Origin of the sequence: Saccharibacillus brassicae (assembly GCF_006542275.1) — a bacterium.
Classification (GTDB): Bacteria; Bacillota; Bacilli; order Paenibacillales; family Paenibacillaceae; genus Saccharibacillus; species Saccharibacillus brassicae.
In genome coordinates this window covers 3067860-3083151 of sequence record NZ_CP041217.1, presented here as the reverse complement: position 1 = coordinate 3083151, position 15292 = coordinate 3067860, and the positions used below count along the sequence as shown (strand labels likewise).

Annotated in this window: 10 protein-coding genes and 6 riboswitches; all 10 genes read right to left on the bottom strand. The window is 59.1% G+C overall.

Annotation, left to right across the window (positions count from 1 at the left end):
* Positions 1-100: 100 nt before the first annotated feature.
* The gene (locus tag FFV09_RS12830) at positions 101-2239 is read right to left on the bottom strand and encodes a serine hydrolase domain-containing protein (protein ID WP_246098327.1); all 2139 of its coding nucleotides are present in this window, start codon (positions 2237-2239) and stop codon (positions 101-103) included.
* Between the two features lie 149 nt (positions 2240-2388).
* Positions 2389-3687 carry a sensor histidine kinase gene (locus tag FFV09_RS12825; protein WP_141448196.1) on the bottom strand — a complete coding sequence of 433 codons (1299 nt, stop codon included), beginning with the start codon at positions 3685-3687 and terminating at the stop codon, positions 2389-2391.
* Positions 3684-4424 (bottom strand): LytR/AlgR family response regulator transcription factor, encoded by a 741-nt coding sequence (locus tag FFV09_RS12820; RefSeq protein ID WP_141448195.1) that lies wholly within the window; start codon positions 4422-4424, stop codon positions 3684-3686. The genes FFV09_RS12825 and FFV09_RS12820 overlap by 4 nt, the downstream gene beginning before the upstream one ends.
* A 69-nt stretch (positions 4425-4493) precedes the next feature.
* Complete coding sequence (locus tag FFV09_RS12815) at positions 4494-5081, bottom strand: hypothetical protein (protein WP_141448194.1); 588 nt, start codon at positions 5079-5081, stop codon at positions 4494-4496.
* Positions 5082-5236: 155 nt separating this feature from the next.
* On the bottom strand, positions 5237-6058 hold the full coding sequence (locus tag FFV09_RS12810; RefSeq protein WP_141448193.1) for a transglutaminase-like domain-containing protein: 822 nt from the start codon (positions 6056-6058) through the stop codon (positions 5237-5239).
* A gap of 13 nt (positions 6059-6071) precedes the next feature.
* A riboswitch (cyclic di-GMP riboswitch) is annotated at positions 6072-6155 on the bottom strand.
* A gap of 191 nt (positions 6156-6346) precedes the next feature.
* Complete coding sequence (locus FFV09_RS12805) at positions 6347-7165, bottom strand: transglutaminase-like domain-containing protein (protein ID WP_141448192.1); 819 nt, start codon at positions 7163-7165, stop codon at positions 6347-6349.
* A gap of 13 nt (positions 7166-7178) precedes the next feature.
* Positions 7179-7263, bottom strand: a riboswitch (cyclic di-GMP riboswitch).
* 65 nt (positions 7264-7328) lie between these two features.
* Positions 7329-7413, bottom strand: a riboswitch (cyclic di-GMP riboswitch).
* A 242-nt stretch (positions 7414-7655) separates the two neighbouring features.
* The gene (locus tag FFV09_RS24355; protein WP_141448191.1) at positions 7656-9557 is read right to left on the bottom strand and encodes a choice-of-anchor A family protein; all 1902 of its coding nucleotides are present in this window, start codon (positions 9555-9557) and stop codon (positions 7656-7658) included.
* A gap of 78 nt (positions 9558-9635) precedes the next feature.
* Positions 9636-9725, bottom strand: a riboswitch (cyclic di-GMP riboswitch).
* 111 nt (positions 9726-9836) lie between these two features.
* Positions 9837-10502: a class D sortase gene (locus tag FFV09_RS12795; protein ID WP_141448190.1), complete on the bottom strand. Its 666-nt coding sequence runs from the start codon at positions 10500-10502 to the stop codon at positions 9837-9839.
* Positions 10503-10704: 202 nt separating this feature from the next.
* Positions 10705-12684 carry an LPXTG cell wall anchor domain-containing protein gene (locus FFV09_RS12790; RefSeq protein WP_141448189.1) on the bottom strand — a complete coding sequence of 660 codons (1980 nt, stop codon included), beginning with the start codon at positions 12682-12684 and terminating at the stop codon, positions 10705-10707.
* A gap of 105 nt (positions 12685-12789) precedes the next feature.
* Positions 12790-12880, bottom strand: a riboswitch (cyclic di-GMP riboswitch).
* 84 nt (positions 12881-12964) lie between these two features.
* A riboswitch (cyclic di-GMP riboswitch) is annotated at positions 12965-13052 on the bottom strand.
* Between the two features lie 142 nt (positions 13053-13194).
* Positions 13195-14901 carry a proline--tRNA ligase gene (locus FFV09_RS12785; RefSeq protein WP_141448188.1) on the bottom strand — a complete coding sequence of 569 codons (1707 nt, stop codon included), beginning with the start codon at positions 14899-14901 and terminating at the stop codon, positions 13195-13197.
* Between the last annotated feature and the right edge of the window lie 391 nt (positions 14902-15292).

The following is a 15292-nucleotide window of genomic DNA, read 5'->3' as shown; positions in this document are numbered from 1 at the left end:
CAATTTTCGTGTTTTTCAGGCAAAAAAATCCGGCTCCCCCCGAAGGAGAACCGGATTTCCGCTTACGATCGCCGCAGCGATTTCTTGTCTAATACCTGGCTTATTTGTGGGTCAGCGTCACTTTCAACACGTCTCCGGCTTTGCCGCCGAACAAGACCGTTCCGCCTTCCGGCAGCACTGCCGTCTTGGCGCCGGTAGCGGCCGAGAGGGCGACCGGCATGCCGTCTTTGTCATACACCGCGAAGCCCGCGCCCTGCGGGAATTCCGCCGTCAGCGTCTTGCCTGCCGCGCTTGCCGGAACGTCGAACCAGCGTACGCTGCCGGCTGCCGGAATGGTCACGACCGAGGAAGCGCCGGCATAGATCGGACCGATCGCGTCTTCGCTCACGTACGTGCGGCCGTCGGCTTTGAGGTACTCGACGCCGCCCTGGCGCGAGAAGTCCAGATCGAACGTATCGCGGCCGTTCATGACCGGAATCTCGGCCGCGTTGACGGCGTGGTCCGCGTCGGTGATCCGGGTTCCGTTGGCGTAGCCGCCGCTCGGGTCCAGCGCAATTTTCTTCGTCAGGATCGAAGGAGCGATATAGAACAGGGAATTGATTTTCTCGTCCACCGCGTAATACGATTTGCCGTCGCGCTTCTGCCAGGCGGCCTTCGCCGCCGGATCGACCTTGTTGGCTTCAAGCTTCTGCGCTTCGTAGAACGCCATCCGCGTGCTGCCGATGCCCGGAAGCTCGATCTGGCTGCTGATACGAATATACGTGTGGCCGTTGGTCTGCTCGTCGAAGCTGAGTTCGGTCCGTCCGTCTTCGCTCGTAAACGCTCCGTTTCCGGTGTAGACGTAAGCCTGCGCCGGAATCATGTCGCTCATCAGCGCCGGCATGGCAAGTTCGCCGTTTTTAAAAGCAATCTGGCGCGTCTCGCCGACCGTTCCGTACAAGCCGGCATATTTCTCGAGTTCGGCCGGAAGCGCCTGTTTGACCGGCTTGGCGAACGTCGGCTCCGGCAGTACCTTCGGAATCTCGCCGTTCTCCGCCAGATACTCCAGCAGGATGCTGCTTGCCGCCGTCGTGTTGAACACCGACGAACCGCCGGACGTCAGGAACGCGATCGAAACGTCGGAATCGGGCAGCGAGACCAGGGCGGAATGGTACATGATCGTGTCTCCGCCTTTGGTAGCTGCGCGGATGCCGTAATCGCCGAACGGTTCGAGATCGACCGAATCCCAGCCGAGGCCGTAACCGAACGCGTTTTTCGTATCTTTGACCCAGACGCCGTTGCGGTATTCCGGCTGAAGCATCGCTTCGACCGACTTCCCGGACAGCAGCTGCGGAGCTTCTCCGGTCAGCACGTCGGAGAACCGTGTCAGCTCTTCCGCCGTGGCGTAGACGCCTCCGGTGCCGAGAATGTTCGCGTTTTCCGGCGGCAGCGCGTTCGGGATGCCCGGCAGCCGGATCGGCTCAAGCTGCGTGCGGTCGAACTCGTCCATCGGCGTCTTCGTGCCGGTCAGGTTCAGCGGATCGCTGATGCGCTGCTTGATGAACGCGCTGTAGCTCATGCCGCTCACCCGCTCCACGAGCAGTTCCAGCAGTTGGAAGCCGTCGTTGGCATACACGGAGTATTCGCCCGGATCGGACTTGAGACGCTGCACGCTCAGGTTCGAGAGCAGGGAATCGTAGTTCTGCGTATCGTTGTCGTTCATCAGAATCGTATTTTTGTAATGCGATCCGTACAGGCCGGACGAATGGTTCATCAGCATGCGAACGGTAATCTGCTTGTAGCGTTCGTCCGCCATTTTGAACTCGGGCACGTAGTCGGTCAGCGGACGGTCGATGTCCACTTTGCCGTCGTCGACGAGCATCATCGCGGCAGCCGTTACGTACATCTTACTGACCGAGCCGATCCCGAACATGCGGCTGGCGGAAATGTTCTGCTTGCTGCCCGCGTCGTCGAGCGTCGCGCCTCCGGACAGGACGACTTTGCCGCCATCGCGAATCGCGTACTGGGCGCCGGTCACGCCGTACGCCTCCATCAGCGTTTTGGTCATCGCTTCCGCTTTGGCCTGTGCGTTTTTCGTGACGGTCGCTTTCGACGCCGATTGAGCAGCCGCCGGACTCGAAGCGTCCGCGCCCTGCGCGAAAGTCTGTGCCTGCGCTACCGGCATCGCCAGCAGCAGAGCCGCCATTGCCGCTGCTCCGCTTTTTTTCCATTTATCCATCGGACGCTTGATTCTTTTCATAATAATTTCGCCTTCTTTCTCTATGTATTCGGGTTGTCCTTGCCTATGGACCCAGCATAACCGGACCGTCCCCGTTGGGCGCAAAAAAATGCCGAAACGTCAAAAAAGGCTCCCGAACGGCATATTCGCCGGGGAACCTGTTCGAACACTCAGGTGGAAAAAGGCAGCACGACCATATTGTCGAACGTCCGATGCTCCGTCTCGATCGCCATATGGCCGCCGTATTTGGTGCAGATCCGCTCAATATTGGTCAGTCCGAACCCGTGGTCGTCCGGATCGGCTTTGCGGCTGCGCAGGTCGGTCACTTCCCGCTCGGTCCGGTTGCGCACGCGAATGAACAGCGCCGCTTCGCTCGAACGGATATGGACGCGGATATGCCGGTCTTCGGCGAGCTTGATCCGCTTCGACGCTTCGACGGCGTTGTCGAGCATGTTGCCGAGCACGACGCACAGGTCGTAGCGTTCGATCGGCAGCTCCGGCTCGCGCAGGCCCAGTTCCGTATCGATGCGGATACCGTTGGCCTGGCCGACGTTCAGCGCGTTCGTGACGAGCGCGTCGACGACCAGGTTGCCGGTATTGACCCGCCGGTAGGCGTTGTCGATCTCGCTCAGCGTCGCCCGGATATGCTCGCGCGCTTCGTCCCCGCGGCCCCGCTCGATATATTCGGCCACGACGAGCAGCTGCTTGTTCGTATCGTGGATGATCCGCTTGATCTCTTTGAAGCTGTGCACCGTTTTCTCGTAGTTGGCGTCCTGATAATCCATCTGGCTCTGCAGCCGTTCGTTCTGCAGCGTCAGCCGGAACCGGGCGATGACCGTATCGAGCATATAGACGACGAGAATGTTAAGCACGATAAAGCCGAAGATGGACAGAAAATAATGAATGTTTTTTACGCTGTACAGCGTAAAGACGTTCACCAGATAGATGCTGATCAGCGGAACGCACAGAAACAGCAGCGTATACCGCGGCTCCAGCGGAAAACGGCGTTTTTTCACCACGAGGCGAATCACTTGAATGACCGCGAACATAATCGTGCAGCCGATCAGCATCGTGACGGCGAGCGAAAGGGTACTCGGAATCTCGTTCGAAGGCGTCCTTAGCCCGAACGGCGCAAGCGACGGATGGATCAGGTAGATCAAGATCAGGTTGATCAACGTCAGCAGCACCGCATACAAGATCGCGAACATCAATTTGAGCTTCTGCGAAACGTCATAGCCCTGCGCAAACATAAAAATAACCGCCACCGCAAAAAAAGACGACAGCAGATCGGGCAGCGCAACGGACAGATACACGAAGATCAACGGTAAAAAAGCGGCGGTCCAATATTTTTTGCTGCGTTTGCTGCGTTCCCTGTCGAACACGGAATTGAAATAAAAATTTACTTGAACGGCCATGACCAGCGAGGTCCCGATATTCAGAATAATCAGAAGCGGCAGATCTCCCATCATTCCGTCCTCGCAACCATGAACCGGGTGCAGGCGTCTTTGACTTCTTTGACTTTGGAGCGCCCGATCGGCAGTTCCGCCGCATTGGACATCACGACGCGGCTGCCGGAAAATTTGTGCACATGCGACAGGTTGATCAGGATCGAACGGTGGATTTGCAGAAACCGTCCATCTTTCAACGCTTCGGCGTAACTTGAGATCATTCCCCGGCCGTCGTGGACGCCGCGGGTCGTCGTAATCTTCAGCTTGTTTTTGACAGTCAGGCCGTTGGCAGCTTCGATCGAGATGATCTCGTCGTGATGCAGCACCAGATCGCCGTCCGCCGACTTGACGATCAGGATCTCGCTTTCTTTTTCTTCAAAATAACGGCACAGCTTGAGCATCTTCTCTTCGAAAACGGCGGGATCGACCGGCTTCAGCAAATACTGGAACGTCATCACGTCGAAGCTCTCCAGCATATATTCGGCGTAGCTCGTCAGGAAGATAATCTGTTCGCTCAGCCGCCGCTTCTCCCGCAGCTTCCGCGCCGTGTCGATGCCCGTGAGTCCGGTCATCTCGATATCGAGCACGAGAATATGAAAAGGCTCTCCGCCTTCGTCGTAATGGTTCAGCAGTTCTTCGCCCGAAGCGAACAGGCCGGTCTCGAAGTCGATGCCCGACTTCACGGACAGCCCGAGCAGCATCCGCTGCACGTCTTCCCTGCGCGGCAGCTCGTCGTCGCAAATGGCGATCCGGTACATAATGGCGTGCCTCCCGTACTTTTTCTTCCTATTATACGTTCAGCGTCTTCAGGGAGAAAGGTCCTTCATTCAAAAGCCGAACCAATCCGGATACGTTTCGCTGAGTTTCCGCCGGACCTCTTTGGCCTGCGCTTCGTTTACCGCCTGCCCGGTAACTTCAAGGTTCCGCGCTGCCTGCTGCGGCTCGCCCATCCATTCAAGGGTCGAAGTCGATAGATGCACCTGTTCAAAATCGTCGTCGAACCAGATCAGCGACGTCTTGATATACTTCGTCCAGTCCGAGCCGGCATATTCGGGGGTATAAGCATGCTGCAAAGTCCCCATATTGATATCCTCGATCCGTTCGCTTGTGATGATTTGGCTGGAATGACGACCGTCGGTCATCCAGCCGAATCCGTCGACGGTCACGGTCACGTTGAATTCCGGTTGGCGAAAAAGTTTATGTGACACTTCGCCCTGAACGCGGATCACGGTCGGCGTGTCCGTATACGTCGTGGCCGCCGCTCCGGAATCGGAACTTTCATACGGATACGGCGTATCGGCGACCGACAAGATTGCCGGAATCTGCGTATCGATCTTTTTGGAGAACGGATATTCCGCCAGAAAGATCGCCAGCATGAACAGGAAAATAAGTCCAAGTGCGTAGTGTGTTTTCATGCGGCCTCCTCGTCTTGCGGGTCGATCGATTTGCCCCGCTTCCTCTCATTGAACGTGTCGCGGGCGGGATTCGTTGTTTCCTATTTTCCATGCCTTCTTTTCCATAAAAAAAGAACCCCGCTATAAGGCGGAGTTCCGGTTCGCGCATATTGGGATCAATACACTTTCTGCACGCTGTACTTGCCGGAGTCTTTCGCAAACGACACTTTCTGTCCGGCCTGCTTGTAGGCCGCATCGACCGTGGCGTCCACGGTCACCCATCTGCCGTTCAGGTAAATCTCGTTCCACGCATGATACTCTTTGACGTAAGTCGTTTTGCCCATGACGAGCTTGGTCGGGACACCGGAACTTCTCAGCATAACGGCCATAAGCGAAGAATAATCGTAGCAGATGCCTGTTTTCGAAGCGAGCGTGCCGTCCGCCGAAGGCAGATACGCGCCGCCGAGCGACTTGGCTTTGGCAAAATCGTAGCGGATCTGCGCCGTGACGTACCGATGCACGGCTTCCGCTTTGGCACGGTCGGTTTTTTTGCCGGCTGTCAGCTTTTTGGCCAACGCCGTGGCGCTTGCGGATTCTTTCCAGTTCACGTTTTGCACCGAGCCGAGAAAGACCCGGTTGGCGCCGGAAGCCTGAAGTTGGACAGACGTGCTGCCGATCTTTTTGTAACTCGTCCCGCTTATTTGTTCAAGCAGCGTCACCTCGTAAGAACCGCTCCCGGATTGCAGCGGAAAAATCTCGGCTCGCTTCGCTTGGCTAAGATCGTACGTATAGACAGTGCCTGCTTTGGCAATCATCACTTTATGCCGTTTGGAGGCTGCGCCGCCGTAATGAACGCCCACCGTTCCCTGTTTGGCATAGGAAGCATCGACCCACGATGGGGCCTGCGCCGCCGCCGCGTTCGCGGTCGCTCCCGTGCCTGCCGTCAAGCCGGCTGCCAAGGTCAGGGCAAGAACGCTCTTCAAAATCCATTTATACATGAAATAGACTCCTTTCGATAGCTGGCTGCCATCCCCTGCGGGTAAGGCCCTATAGCTTTGCGCCCCCGTTTTTCAATCGGGTTTGCCTTTTTCGGGTAGCGGGAGGCACCTCGGATGAACTTGCGTCCAACTTGCGTCCCTACTCTTTACAACGGCAAAATCGGCAGCCCCTTCATGAGATTCAGCTCCTATTTGCATAAAAAATGTAAACGCAAAAAAGCCCCGTCTCCTGGACGGGGCTTTGAAAATTCGTGCGTATGTTCCTATAACAGGAAGGACGGACCTTTTTTAGTACACTTTTTGGGCGCTGTATTTGCTGGCTTCTTTGGCGAACGGAATCGTTTTGCCGGCTTGTTTGTAAGCGGAGTCGACGGTTGCGTCCACGATGACCCATTTGCCGTCCAGGTAGATTTCGTTCCAGGCGTGATACTCTTTGACGTAAGTCGTGCTGCCCATCATCAGTTTGGTCGGGATGCCGGAACTTCTCAGCATAACGCCCATGAGGGAAGCATAATCGTAGCAGATGCCTTTTTTGGAAACGAGCGTGCTGTCTGCCGAAGGAATATATACGTTACCGACCGCTGCGGCCAGCTGCGTGTCGTATTTGATGTTCGAAACGACGTAGTCGTAGATCGCCTGCGCTTTTTCTTTGTCCGTTTTTTTGCCGGCTGTCAGTTTGGCAGCCAGGGCGGAAGCGTTGGCGGCGTCTTTCCAGTTGACGTTCTGCACGGAACCGAGGAAAACGTTCGTTTGGTCGTTCGCGCTCAGCTCGACGGAAGTCGATCCGATCTTCTTGTAGCTCGTTCCGCTCGTGTTCTCGAGCAGCGTCACTTCGTACGAACCTGCGCCGGATTGCAGCGGGAAGTTCTCGGATTTCTTGGACATGTTCAGGTCGTACGTATAGACGGTGCTGGATTTGGCGATCATGACTTTGACTCTTTTGGAAGTGTTGGTGCTGTAGCTGACGCCGATCGTTCCCTGACGAAGGGAAGACGTATCGAGCCACGAAGTTTCTACGGAAGAGGCGGAAGCGGGTGCGGCGACCGTCGGCAGCAAGCCGGCAGTCAAGCTCAGTGCGAGCGTAAGTTTGAGGATCCATTTGCGCATGGATAAAACTCCTTTCGGTGGCTGGCTGCCAACCCCTGCGGGGTAAGGCCCTTTAGCTTTGCGTCCCTGTCTTTCGATCAGGTTTGCCTTTATCGTTTTAGTCTTATCTGGAAATGTCGGGTGCCCGGGGCACAAAAGCGAGAATAAGAAAAAAGCCCTATCTTTCGGCGGCTGGCTGCCATCCCCTGGGGGTAAGGCCCTATAGCTTTGCGTCCCTGTCTTTCGAAGCAGGTTTGCCGTTTGTCGTGAAAAGCTTCTATTAGTTATATAGTATCATTAAAGAGCGACTTAGCAATACGGGTTTTTTTGATTTTTCCAACTAAAGACACAGTTTAATTTTCGTGCGACGCGAAAAAAGGATAAAACTTTGCTTACTCTTTATATTATCGGCATGGATAGACGTTTTCTTTATAAGTCGAACAAACTATTTATGGGCAAAAAAAATCCACTCCCGCCAAACGGGAGTGGATTCGGTGCGAATCTTCGAAGGTTATTTGCGCAGTTCGCGCTTGAGCAGACCCGCTCCGAGCGCGATCAGCGCAAAGCCCCACATATAGAGAGGCATCGGCGAAGCATCGCCGGTCTGCGGCAGCGCGTTCGGCCGTTCCCCGCCGGGTACGACCGTACCCGGCACGGTCGGCGTGCCGAGCGGCGTCGGATCTTCCGGAATCGTCACTTCTTCCGCCGGAACGGACGGCGTCTCCTCTACGGGAGTCGACGGCGTCGGTACCGGAAGGTCAGGCGTACCGAGCGGCGTCGGGTCTTCCGGGATCGTCACTTCTTCCGCCGGAACGGACGGCGTCTCCTCCACGGGAGTCGACGGCGTCGGTGCCGGAACGTCAGGCGTGCCGAGCGGCGTCGGGTCTTCCGGGATCATCACTTCTTCCGCCGCAACGGACGGCGTCTCTACTGGAGTTGAGGGCGTCGGAGTTGAGGGCGTCGGAGCCGACGGCGTCGGACTCGGCGTGACGGAGCCCTGCGGCACCGGTTCATCCGGTAGGAAGACGACGACCGGGTCGGTCGGCATTGTCGTCGGCGGCGTTTCCGGCGTCGGCGGCGTCTCTGGCGTCGGCGGCGTTTCCGGCGTCGGCGGCGTTTCCGGCGTCGGCGGCGTTTCTGGCGTCGGCGGCGTTTCCGGCGTCGGCGGCGTCTCTGGCGTCGGCGGCGTTTCTGGCGTCGGCGGCGTCGGCGGCGTCTCTGGCGTCGGCGGCGTCTCCGGCGTCGGCGGCGTTTCCGGCGTCGGCGGCGTTTCTGGCGTCGGCGGCGTTTCTGGCGTCGGCGGCGTTTCCGGCGTCGGCGGGGTCTCCGGCGTCGGCGGCGTCTCTGGCGTCGGCGGGGTCTCCGGCGTCGGCGGGGTCTCCGGCGTCGGCGGGGTCTCCGGCGTCGGCGGCGTTTCCGGCGTCGGCGGCGTCTCTGGCGTCGGCGGCGTTTCCGGCGTCGGCGGCGTCTCCGGCGTCGGCGGCGTCTCCGGCGTCGGCGGCGTCTCCGGCGTCGGCGGCGTTTCCGGCGTCGGCGGGGTCTCCGGCGTCGGCGGCGTTTCCGGCGTCGGAACGTTGCCTTCGAACGGATGGTTGTGCGATTCGCCTCCGCCGGTCAGCGACGCGGCAATCAGCGTACCGTTCAGCTGTCCGTTATCGAATTGAACGTTCGCTTTTGGCGCAAGGACCGAGCCCTTGATTCCGATTCCCGCGATGTTGAGGCTTGTCGCTTCATAGAAGTTGTAGATGATGTTTCTCTGGTTGACGCCGTTCTCGAGGAACGTCTCGAAATAGCGCATATTCACGCTGCTGCCCGAAATGTTGACGACTACCGTCGATCCGGAAGGAACGTTGATGCGCAGGCCGTTGGCCGAAGAAAGGGCAGCGCCGTCCAGGTTGAAAATGTTCAGGCCGCTGTCTCCGCCCTTCAGTTGAACTTCGCCGTAGTTATTCTTGTATTCCCCGTTCGCTTTTTGCGCCGAGAGCGAGCTGGATTGTCCGTTCAGGTAGACGGCCGCCGAATTGAAATCGACGACCTGGCCCGCGTCGGACGTGACCGTTCCCATGAAGTTGGCCGTAGGCGATTGGTTCAGCGTTCCGCCGTAGGCGACGCTTCCGTTCGCTTGGCCGTTGTTATACGTCAGGTTGCCGCCGACCACGAGCACCGGCTGGTTCGAACCGCTGCCCAGGCTGCTTCCGACGGAATAGCCTTCGACGACGACGTTGCCGCCTGCCGCGATTCGCCCTTCGACGTCCGTATACTTCTGGCTCAGATCGCCGAGCACGAACACGTTGAATAGCTGGGCCGGACCCAGAATCGAGCTGCTCGACGCATGCGTCGTCCCCTGAACGGGACCGAAGCCGATCGAAAAAGCCAGTACGGCCGTTACCGAAATTTTAGTAATCTTGTTCATTTGCTTCTCCTCCGCTGTTTGACCGTATTTGCGGCGTCTCCTGCGCGGAACGCACAAAAAGACCGCCAGGAATTTCTTCGTGGCGGTCGGACGGTCATTGTGCCGAAGAGGCACCGTAGACTCCAGACTTTGCGTCCCAAACTTTCGCTTGGTTTGCGTTTCTCAAAGTTGTTGCTTGTTCCGGTATGGTAAAACGAATAGATCTATCTAGCAATTTACAATTAATATAAGGGCAAAGCAGGACCAAGGGCAATGTGACTTTAGTCGCACTTCGCTCTGCTATTTTCTCAACACGGCATGCACGATCAACCGATGCGTCGGATTGATCAGCGGGTCGCACGTAATAAGCGTCAAAGCGGTCTCGCCTTTTTTGGCATCCAGCACCCAGACGTCTGTCGGTTCGACGATTTGGATATCGTTCACTTCGTACTTGTAGGTCTGGCCTCCCTGGTCGATCTCGACCACGTCGCCGACTTTGGCTTCGTTCAACCGATTGAACAATCTGCCCGTTTTGTGCGCGCGGTGGGCGGCGACGGCCATATTGCTGTCCTGCATACCGGCAAGTCCCGTTCCGGTTACGTGCACGGCTGCGCTTTTCATATTGGCTTTGGTCGCGCCTTCGACGATCGGAAGCTTAATGTCGAGTTTGTCGTAGCGGATGATGCCGAGCACTTCCCCGTCCTGCAGCGAATCGGCATCGAGCGGCGCCACCGTCTCGGCCGAAGCTTCTTCTTCGTCGCCCTCGTCCAGCAGATTCGAAATTTTCTGGTAATCCGGCACCGCTACCTCGCTCGATACCCGCGTCAGATCCAGCGGCTTTTGGCTCTCCGCTTCGGCTTTTTCCAGCAGTTCGGATTGGGCGCGATCGTCCAGCCAGGTGTTCACGCTGGGGTAGAGAATGACGCAGAGTCCGAGCAGCATAATGACGTACGACCATTTCTTCAATGCCGTTCCTCCTTATGGGTGTGAAAATTGCGATCCAATCATTGGAGCCAACCCTTTATTTCCTTATAACCTTAAAAGTATGGCATAAAGCGGAAGCCGTGTTCAAGGGGAATCCCTGAACACGGCTGTCCGTTCAAACCATACTTCGGTCAAATTCGCTGCGGTTATGAAGCGTACGCCCCTTTTTACACAAAAATCGGGACTAGTTTTTGCTGCCGCCGAGGCGGCGCATCCAGGCCGCGATCGCCAGGAAACCCAGACCGAGCGCGTACAGGGGAGCGGAAGTCGCTTCGCCCGTCTGCGGGAGCGCGGCCGGCAGGCTGCCGACAGGCGGCGCGGCATCGGCTGCCGGTTCGATCGCATCCGGCGTGCCAAGCGGCGTAACATTATCCGGCACGTCTACGCTTGGCGCAGGATCGGCGTCGGCGGATACGGACGGAGCGTCCGGTTGAGGCGCGCCCTGCGGCGTCTCGTTGCCTGGTACGGTCACTTCGTCGGCCGGTGCGGGAACGCTGCCTGTGTCGGGAGCGCCCTGCGGCGTCCGGTCATCCGGGACGTCCACTTCGGCGTCCGAAGCAGGAACGCCGCCCGTATCGGGAGCGCCCTGCGGCGTCTCGTTATCGGGAATCGTCACCGTATCCGGCGAAGGCGAAGCAGTTCCGTCGGCCGGTACAGCCGGCGGCGTCGATTGCGAAGGCTGCGACGGCTGTGCAGGTTCGACAATGAAGGTCGGCTGACTCTGCGGCGTCGGGTTATCCGGAATGACGACCGTGTCGCCGCTTGGAGCCGGCGTCGGGTTCGATGTCGGCGGCGTCGTTTCCGTCGGCGGCGCCGTTTCTGTCGGCGGCGTCGTTTCCGTCGGCGGCGCCGTTTCTGTTGGCGGCGCCGTTTCTGTCGGCGGCGTCGTTTCCGTCGGCGGCGTCGTCTCCGTCGGCGGCGTCGTTTCCGTCGGCGGCGTCGTCTCCGTCGGCGGCGTCGTTTCCGTCGGCGGCGTCGTCTCTGTTGGCGACGTCGTTTCTGTCGGCGGCGTCGTTTCCGTCGGCGGCGTCGTCTCTGTTGGCGGCGTCGTTTCTGTCGGCGGCGTCGTTTCCGTTGGCGACGTCGTTTCCGTCGGCGGCGTCGTCTCTGTTGGCGACGTCGTTTCTGTCGGCGGCGTCGTTTCTGTTGGCGGCGTCGTTTCCGTCGGCGGCGTCGTTTCTGTTGGCGGCGTCGTCTCCATCGGCGGCGTCGTCTCCGTCGGCGGCGTCGTTTCTGTCGGCGGCGTCGTTTCCGTCGGCGGCGTCGTTTCTGTTGGCGGCGTCGTTTCTGTTGGCGGCGTCGTTTCTGTTGGCGGCGTCGTTTCTGTCGGCGGCGTCGTCTCTGTTGGCGGCGTCGTTTCTGTCGGCGGCGTCGTTTCCGTTGGCGGCGTCGTTTCTGTCGGCGGCGTCGGTACGACCGGCGTCGTTGGTTCTACAGGCGGCGGCGTTTCCGCTTCGGCCTGCTGCTTTTTCAAGTCTTCGACTTTTTTCCAGGCGTCGGCGGCATTGTCCCGGGCGCGATCGGCGACGTTTTGGGCTTTATCGGCTTTTTGCCGGGCCTGATCGGCCGCTTTCTCGGCCGGACCCAGATCGCATCCGATCAAGCTCGCCGTGCTTTGCGCCTTGTTATATTCGGTGACCGCTTTTTGCAAAGCGCTTGCTGCACGGGTCCAATCGACTTTCGCTGCAATCCAGGCATTGGTCGCATCCTGCAATTTCTTTTTGGCCGAACTGCTCCAGCCCCAGCTGTTGTCGTAGTCCCGCTGCGCTTTGGCTGCGGCGGCCGAAGCCTGGGCCAGTCGGTTGTACGCGTTATCGTACTCCAGCTGCTTCGACTGCACGTCCGCTTTTTTCTGCTGAACGTTCTGCACGGCGTTGTCGTAGGCCTGCTGCAGGGCAGTCACATTCTGAAGCGCGTTGGCGGCCGCCGCGGCGTACCGGTCGGCTTCGGCCTGCTTCGCTGCTGCCTGCTTGTCGGCGTTTTGCGCGGCCGAGGTAGCGTTGGCAATTTCCTGCTCGTAGTTCTTTTTCGTCGGCTGCGTGTTCTGGGAAGGAGCGGGAACCGGTTTGGCGTAATGGGCCTGGGCGGAGAGAGCGGCGTAAGGCGTCAGCGATAGCGTGGAGGTCAATAAGATCGCGGCGGAAACTTTGGTGATTTTGCTCATGAGGGGTCCCCTTTATGTATCTCTTTTTTGTTATTATGTATTTTTTATCTGAAAACAGTACAAAGAAGCGTATAAAAAAACCGCCATGGATGAATGGAAACCATTCGTGGCGGTCGGACGATCGTGGCGAGCGGGCGCTCGACGTAGATTCCAGACTTTGCGTCCCAGCCTTTCGGGTGGTTTGCGTTTCTCGGGGAAAAGCAGCTTTCGAGGTGATTGTGAAGCAGATCGGAAACGGGACTCCGGAACTACAAACAACAAAAAGACCGCCATCAAGTATCGAGGCGGTCGGACGATCGTGGCGAACAAGTCGCTGTAGATTCCAGACTTTGCGTCCCGAACTTTCATCCGGTTTGCGTTTCACTAATCAAGTCGGTTATTTGGTTAATGCGAGTATACCGGAAGGAGCGATTTTGTGTCAATCTCTTTTTTTGATATAAAAAAAAGCCCCGAAACGCTGATACACCGGCGTTTGGGGGGCTTTTTTATACCGGAAGCCCAGCCGTTCGTTCAGGCCAGGCCGGCAGCGCGCGCAAAAGCTTCGTCCGCCGTGAGCGCCTGCTTGTCCGCATCGGCGCGGGCCTTGAACTCGACCCGGCCTTCGGCCGCGTCGCGTCCGACGACGATCCGGTACGGAAGGCCTATCAAGTCGGCATCTTTGAACTTCACGCCCGCCCGCTCGTCGCGATCGTCCAGCAGCGCCTCGATGCCCGCTTCCGCAAATCGCGCGTACAACTCAAGCGCCAAGGCCATCTGCACCTCGTCTTTGACCGACGCCGGAATGATGTGGACCGTCGCAGGCGCGATCTCCGCCGGCCACAGAATGCCGTTCTCGTCGTAATGCTGCTCGACGACCGCGGACAGGATACGCGAGATGCCGATACCGTAGCAGCCCATAATCGCCGCTTGGCGGCGTCCGCCTTCGTCCAGATAATTCGCGCCGAGCGCTTCGCTGTATTTGGTGCCCAGCTTGAAGACGTGCCCGATCTCGATTCCCCGGTAAAATTCCAGTCGGCCGCTTCCGTCGGGACTCAGGTCCCCTTCGGCCGCGTTGCGGAAATCGCCGACCCGGTCGCTTCGGAAATCGCGGCCCGGTCTGGCGTGCTCGACGTGATAGTCCGTCTCGTTAGCTCCCGCGATGCCCGACGGCATCGCCTGCACTTCCCGGTCGACGAGCAGCGTCACGCCCGCAAGTCCTGCCGGACCGGCGAAGCCGACCGCCGCTCCGGTCAGCCGTTCCACGGCGGCGGCGTCCGCCAGCTCGATCCGTTCGCCTCCGAGCGCGTTCAGCACTTTCGTCTCGTTCGCTTCGCGGTCTCCGCGCACGACGACCGCGACAGGCTTACCGTCGACGAGATACAGCAGCGTCTTCATGAAGGCGGAAGCTTCAAGCGCAAAATGGTTGCACAGCTGCTCGATCGTGTGCACGCCCGGCGTATGCACGCGGCCGAGCGGCGGAATGTCGGTATCGGCAGACGCCGCGGCCGGCTCTTCCCAGAACATCTCCGCTTTTTCCAGATTGGCCGCATACGTCCCGCGCTCGCTCACGACGATCGTGTCTTCCCCGATGTCGGCCAGCGCCATGAACTCGTGCGTCTCGCCTTCGCCGCCGATCGCCCCCGCATCCGCCTGCACGGCGCGGAAGTTCAGGCCGACCCGCGTGAAGATACGGGTATACGCGTCGTACATCGCGTGGTATGTCTCGTCCAGCTCTTCCCAGCTGCGCCCGAACGAATAGGCGTCTTTCATAAGGAATTCGCGGCCCCGCAGCAGGCCGAAGCGCGGACGGCGTTCGTCGCGGAATTTCGTCTGGATCTGGTACAGCGTCATCGGCAGCTGCCGGTACGAACTGACTTCGCCCGCGACCAGCGACGTGATGACCTCTTCATGCGTCGGCCCGAGCGCGAATTCGCGGTCGTGCCGGTCTTTGAGCCGGATCAGCTCGGGGCCGTACACGTCGTAGCGTCCCGATTCGCGCCACAGCTCGGCCGGCTGCATGGCGGGCATGAGCAGTTCCTGCGCGCCCGCGCGGTCCATTTCCTGACGGACGATCTCCTGCACTTTTTTGAGCACGCGGAATCCGAGCGGCAGGTACGTGTAGACGCCGGAAGCGAGCTGGCGGATCAGGCCGGCGCGCAGCATGAGCTTATGGCTGGCCGCCTCGGCGTCCGCCGGTGCTTCGCGCAGCGTCGGGATCAACAGTTGACTTTGTTTCATAAAATATCGCTCCTCTGAAAAATGGATGGGCATACGGACAAGCCTACGGGCGGAACACGCAAAAAAAGACGCATTCGTTAGGGACGAATGCATCTTCGCGGTACCACCCTGGTTCCCTTGTTGCGCGCCGGATCGCGACCTTGCACCTGCCCGGGGCAGATTCCGTTCGGCGGCCGCAGCGGCGCAAAAAGGCTCGAAGTCCGGTAACGGGGACGTCCGGCGGCGATTGGAGCGCCGCAGCTCGCGGAGAAGGACTTCGCGGGTCCGCCGGGAATCCTCGCAGCTCAAGGGATTCTTCTCTGTCGGCGGACGGCCGTGCCCCGACGTCAGTCGGCGCTCGCGAAGCAGGGTTCCGGTCATTGCTGTTCGTTCAAGTTAGGCGTCGGTCGGA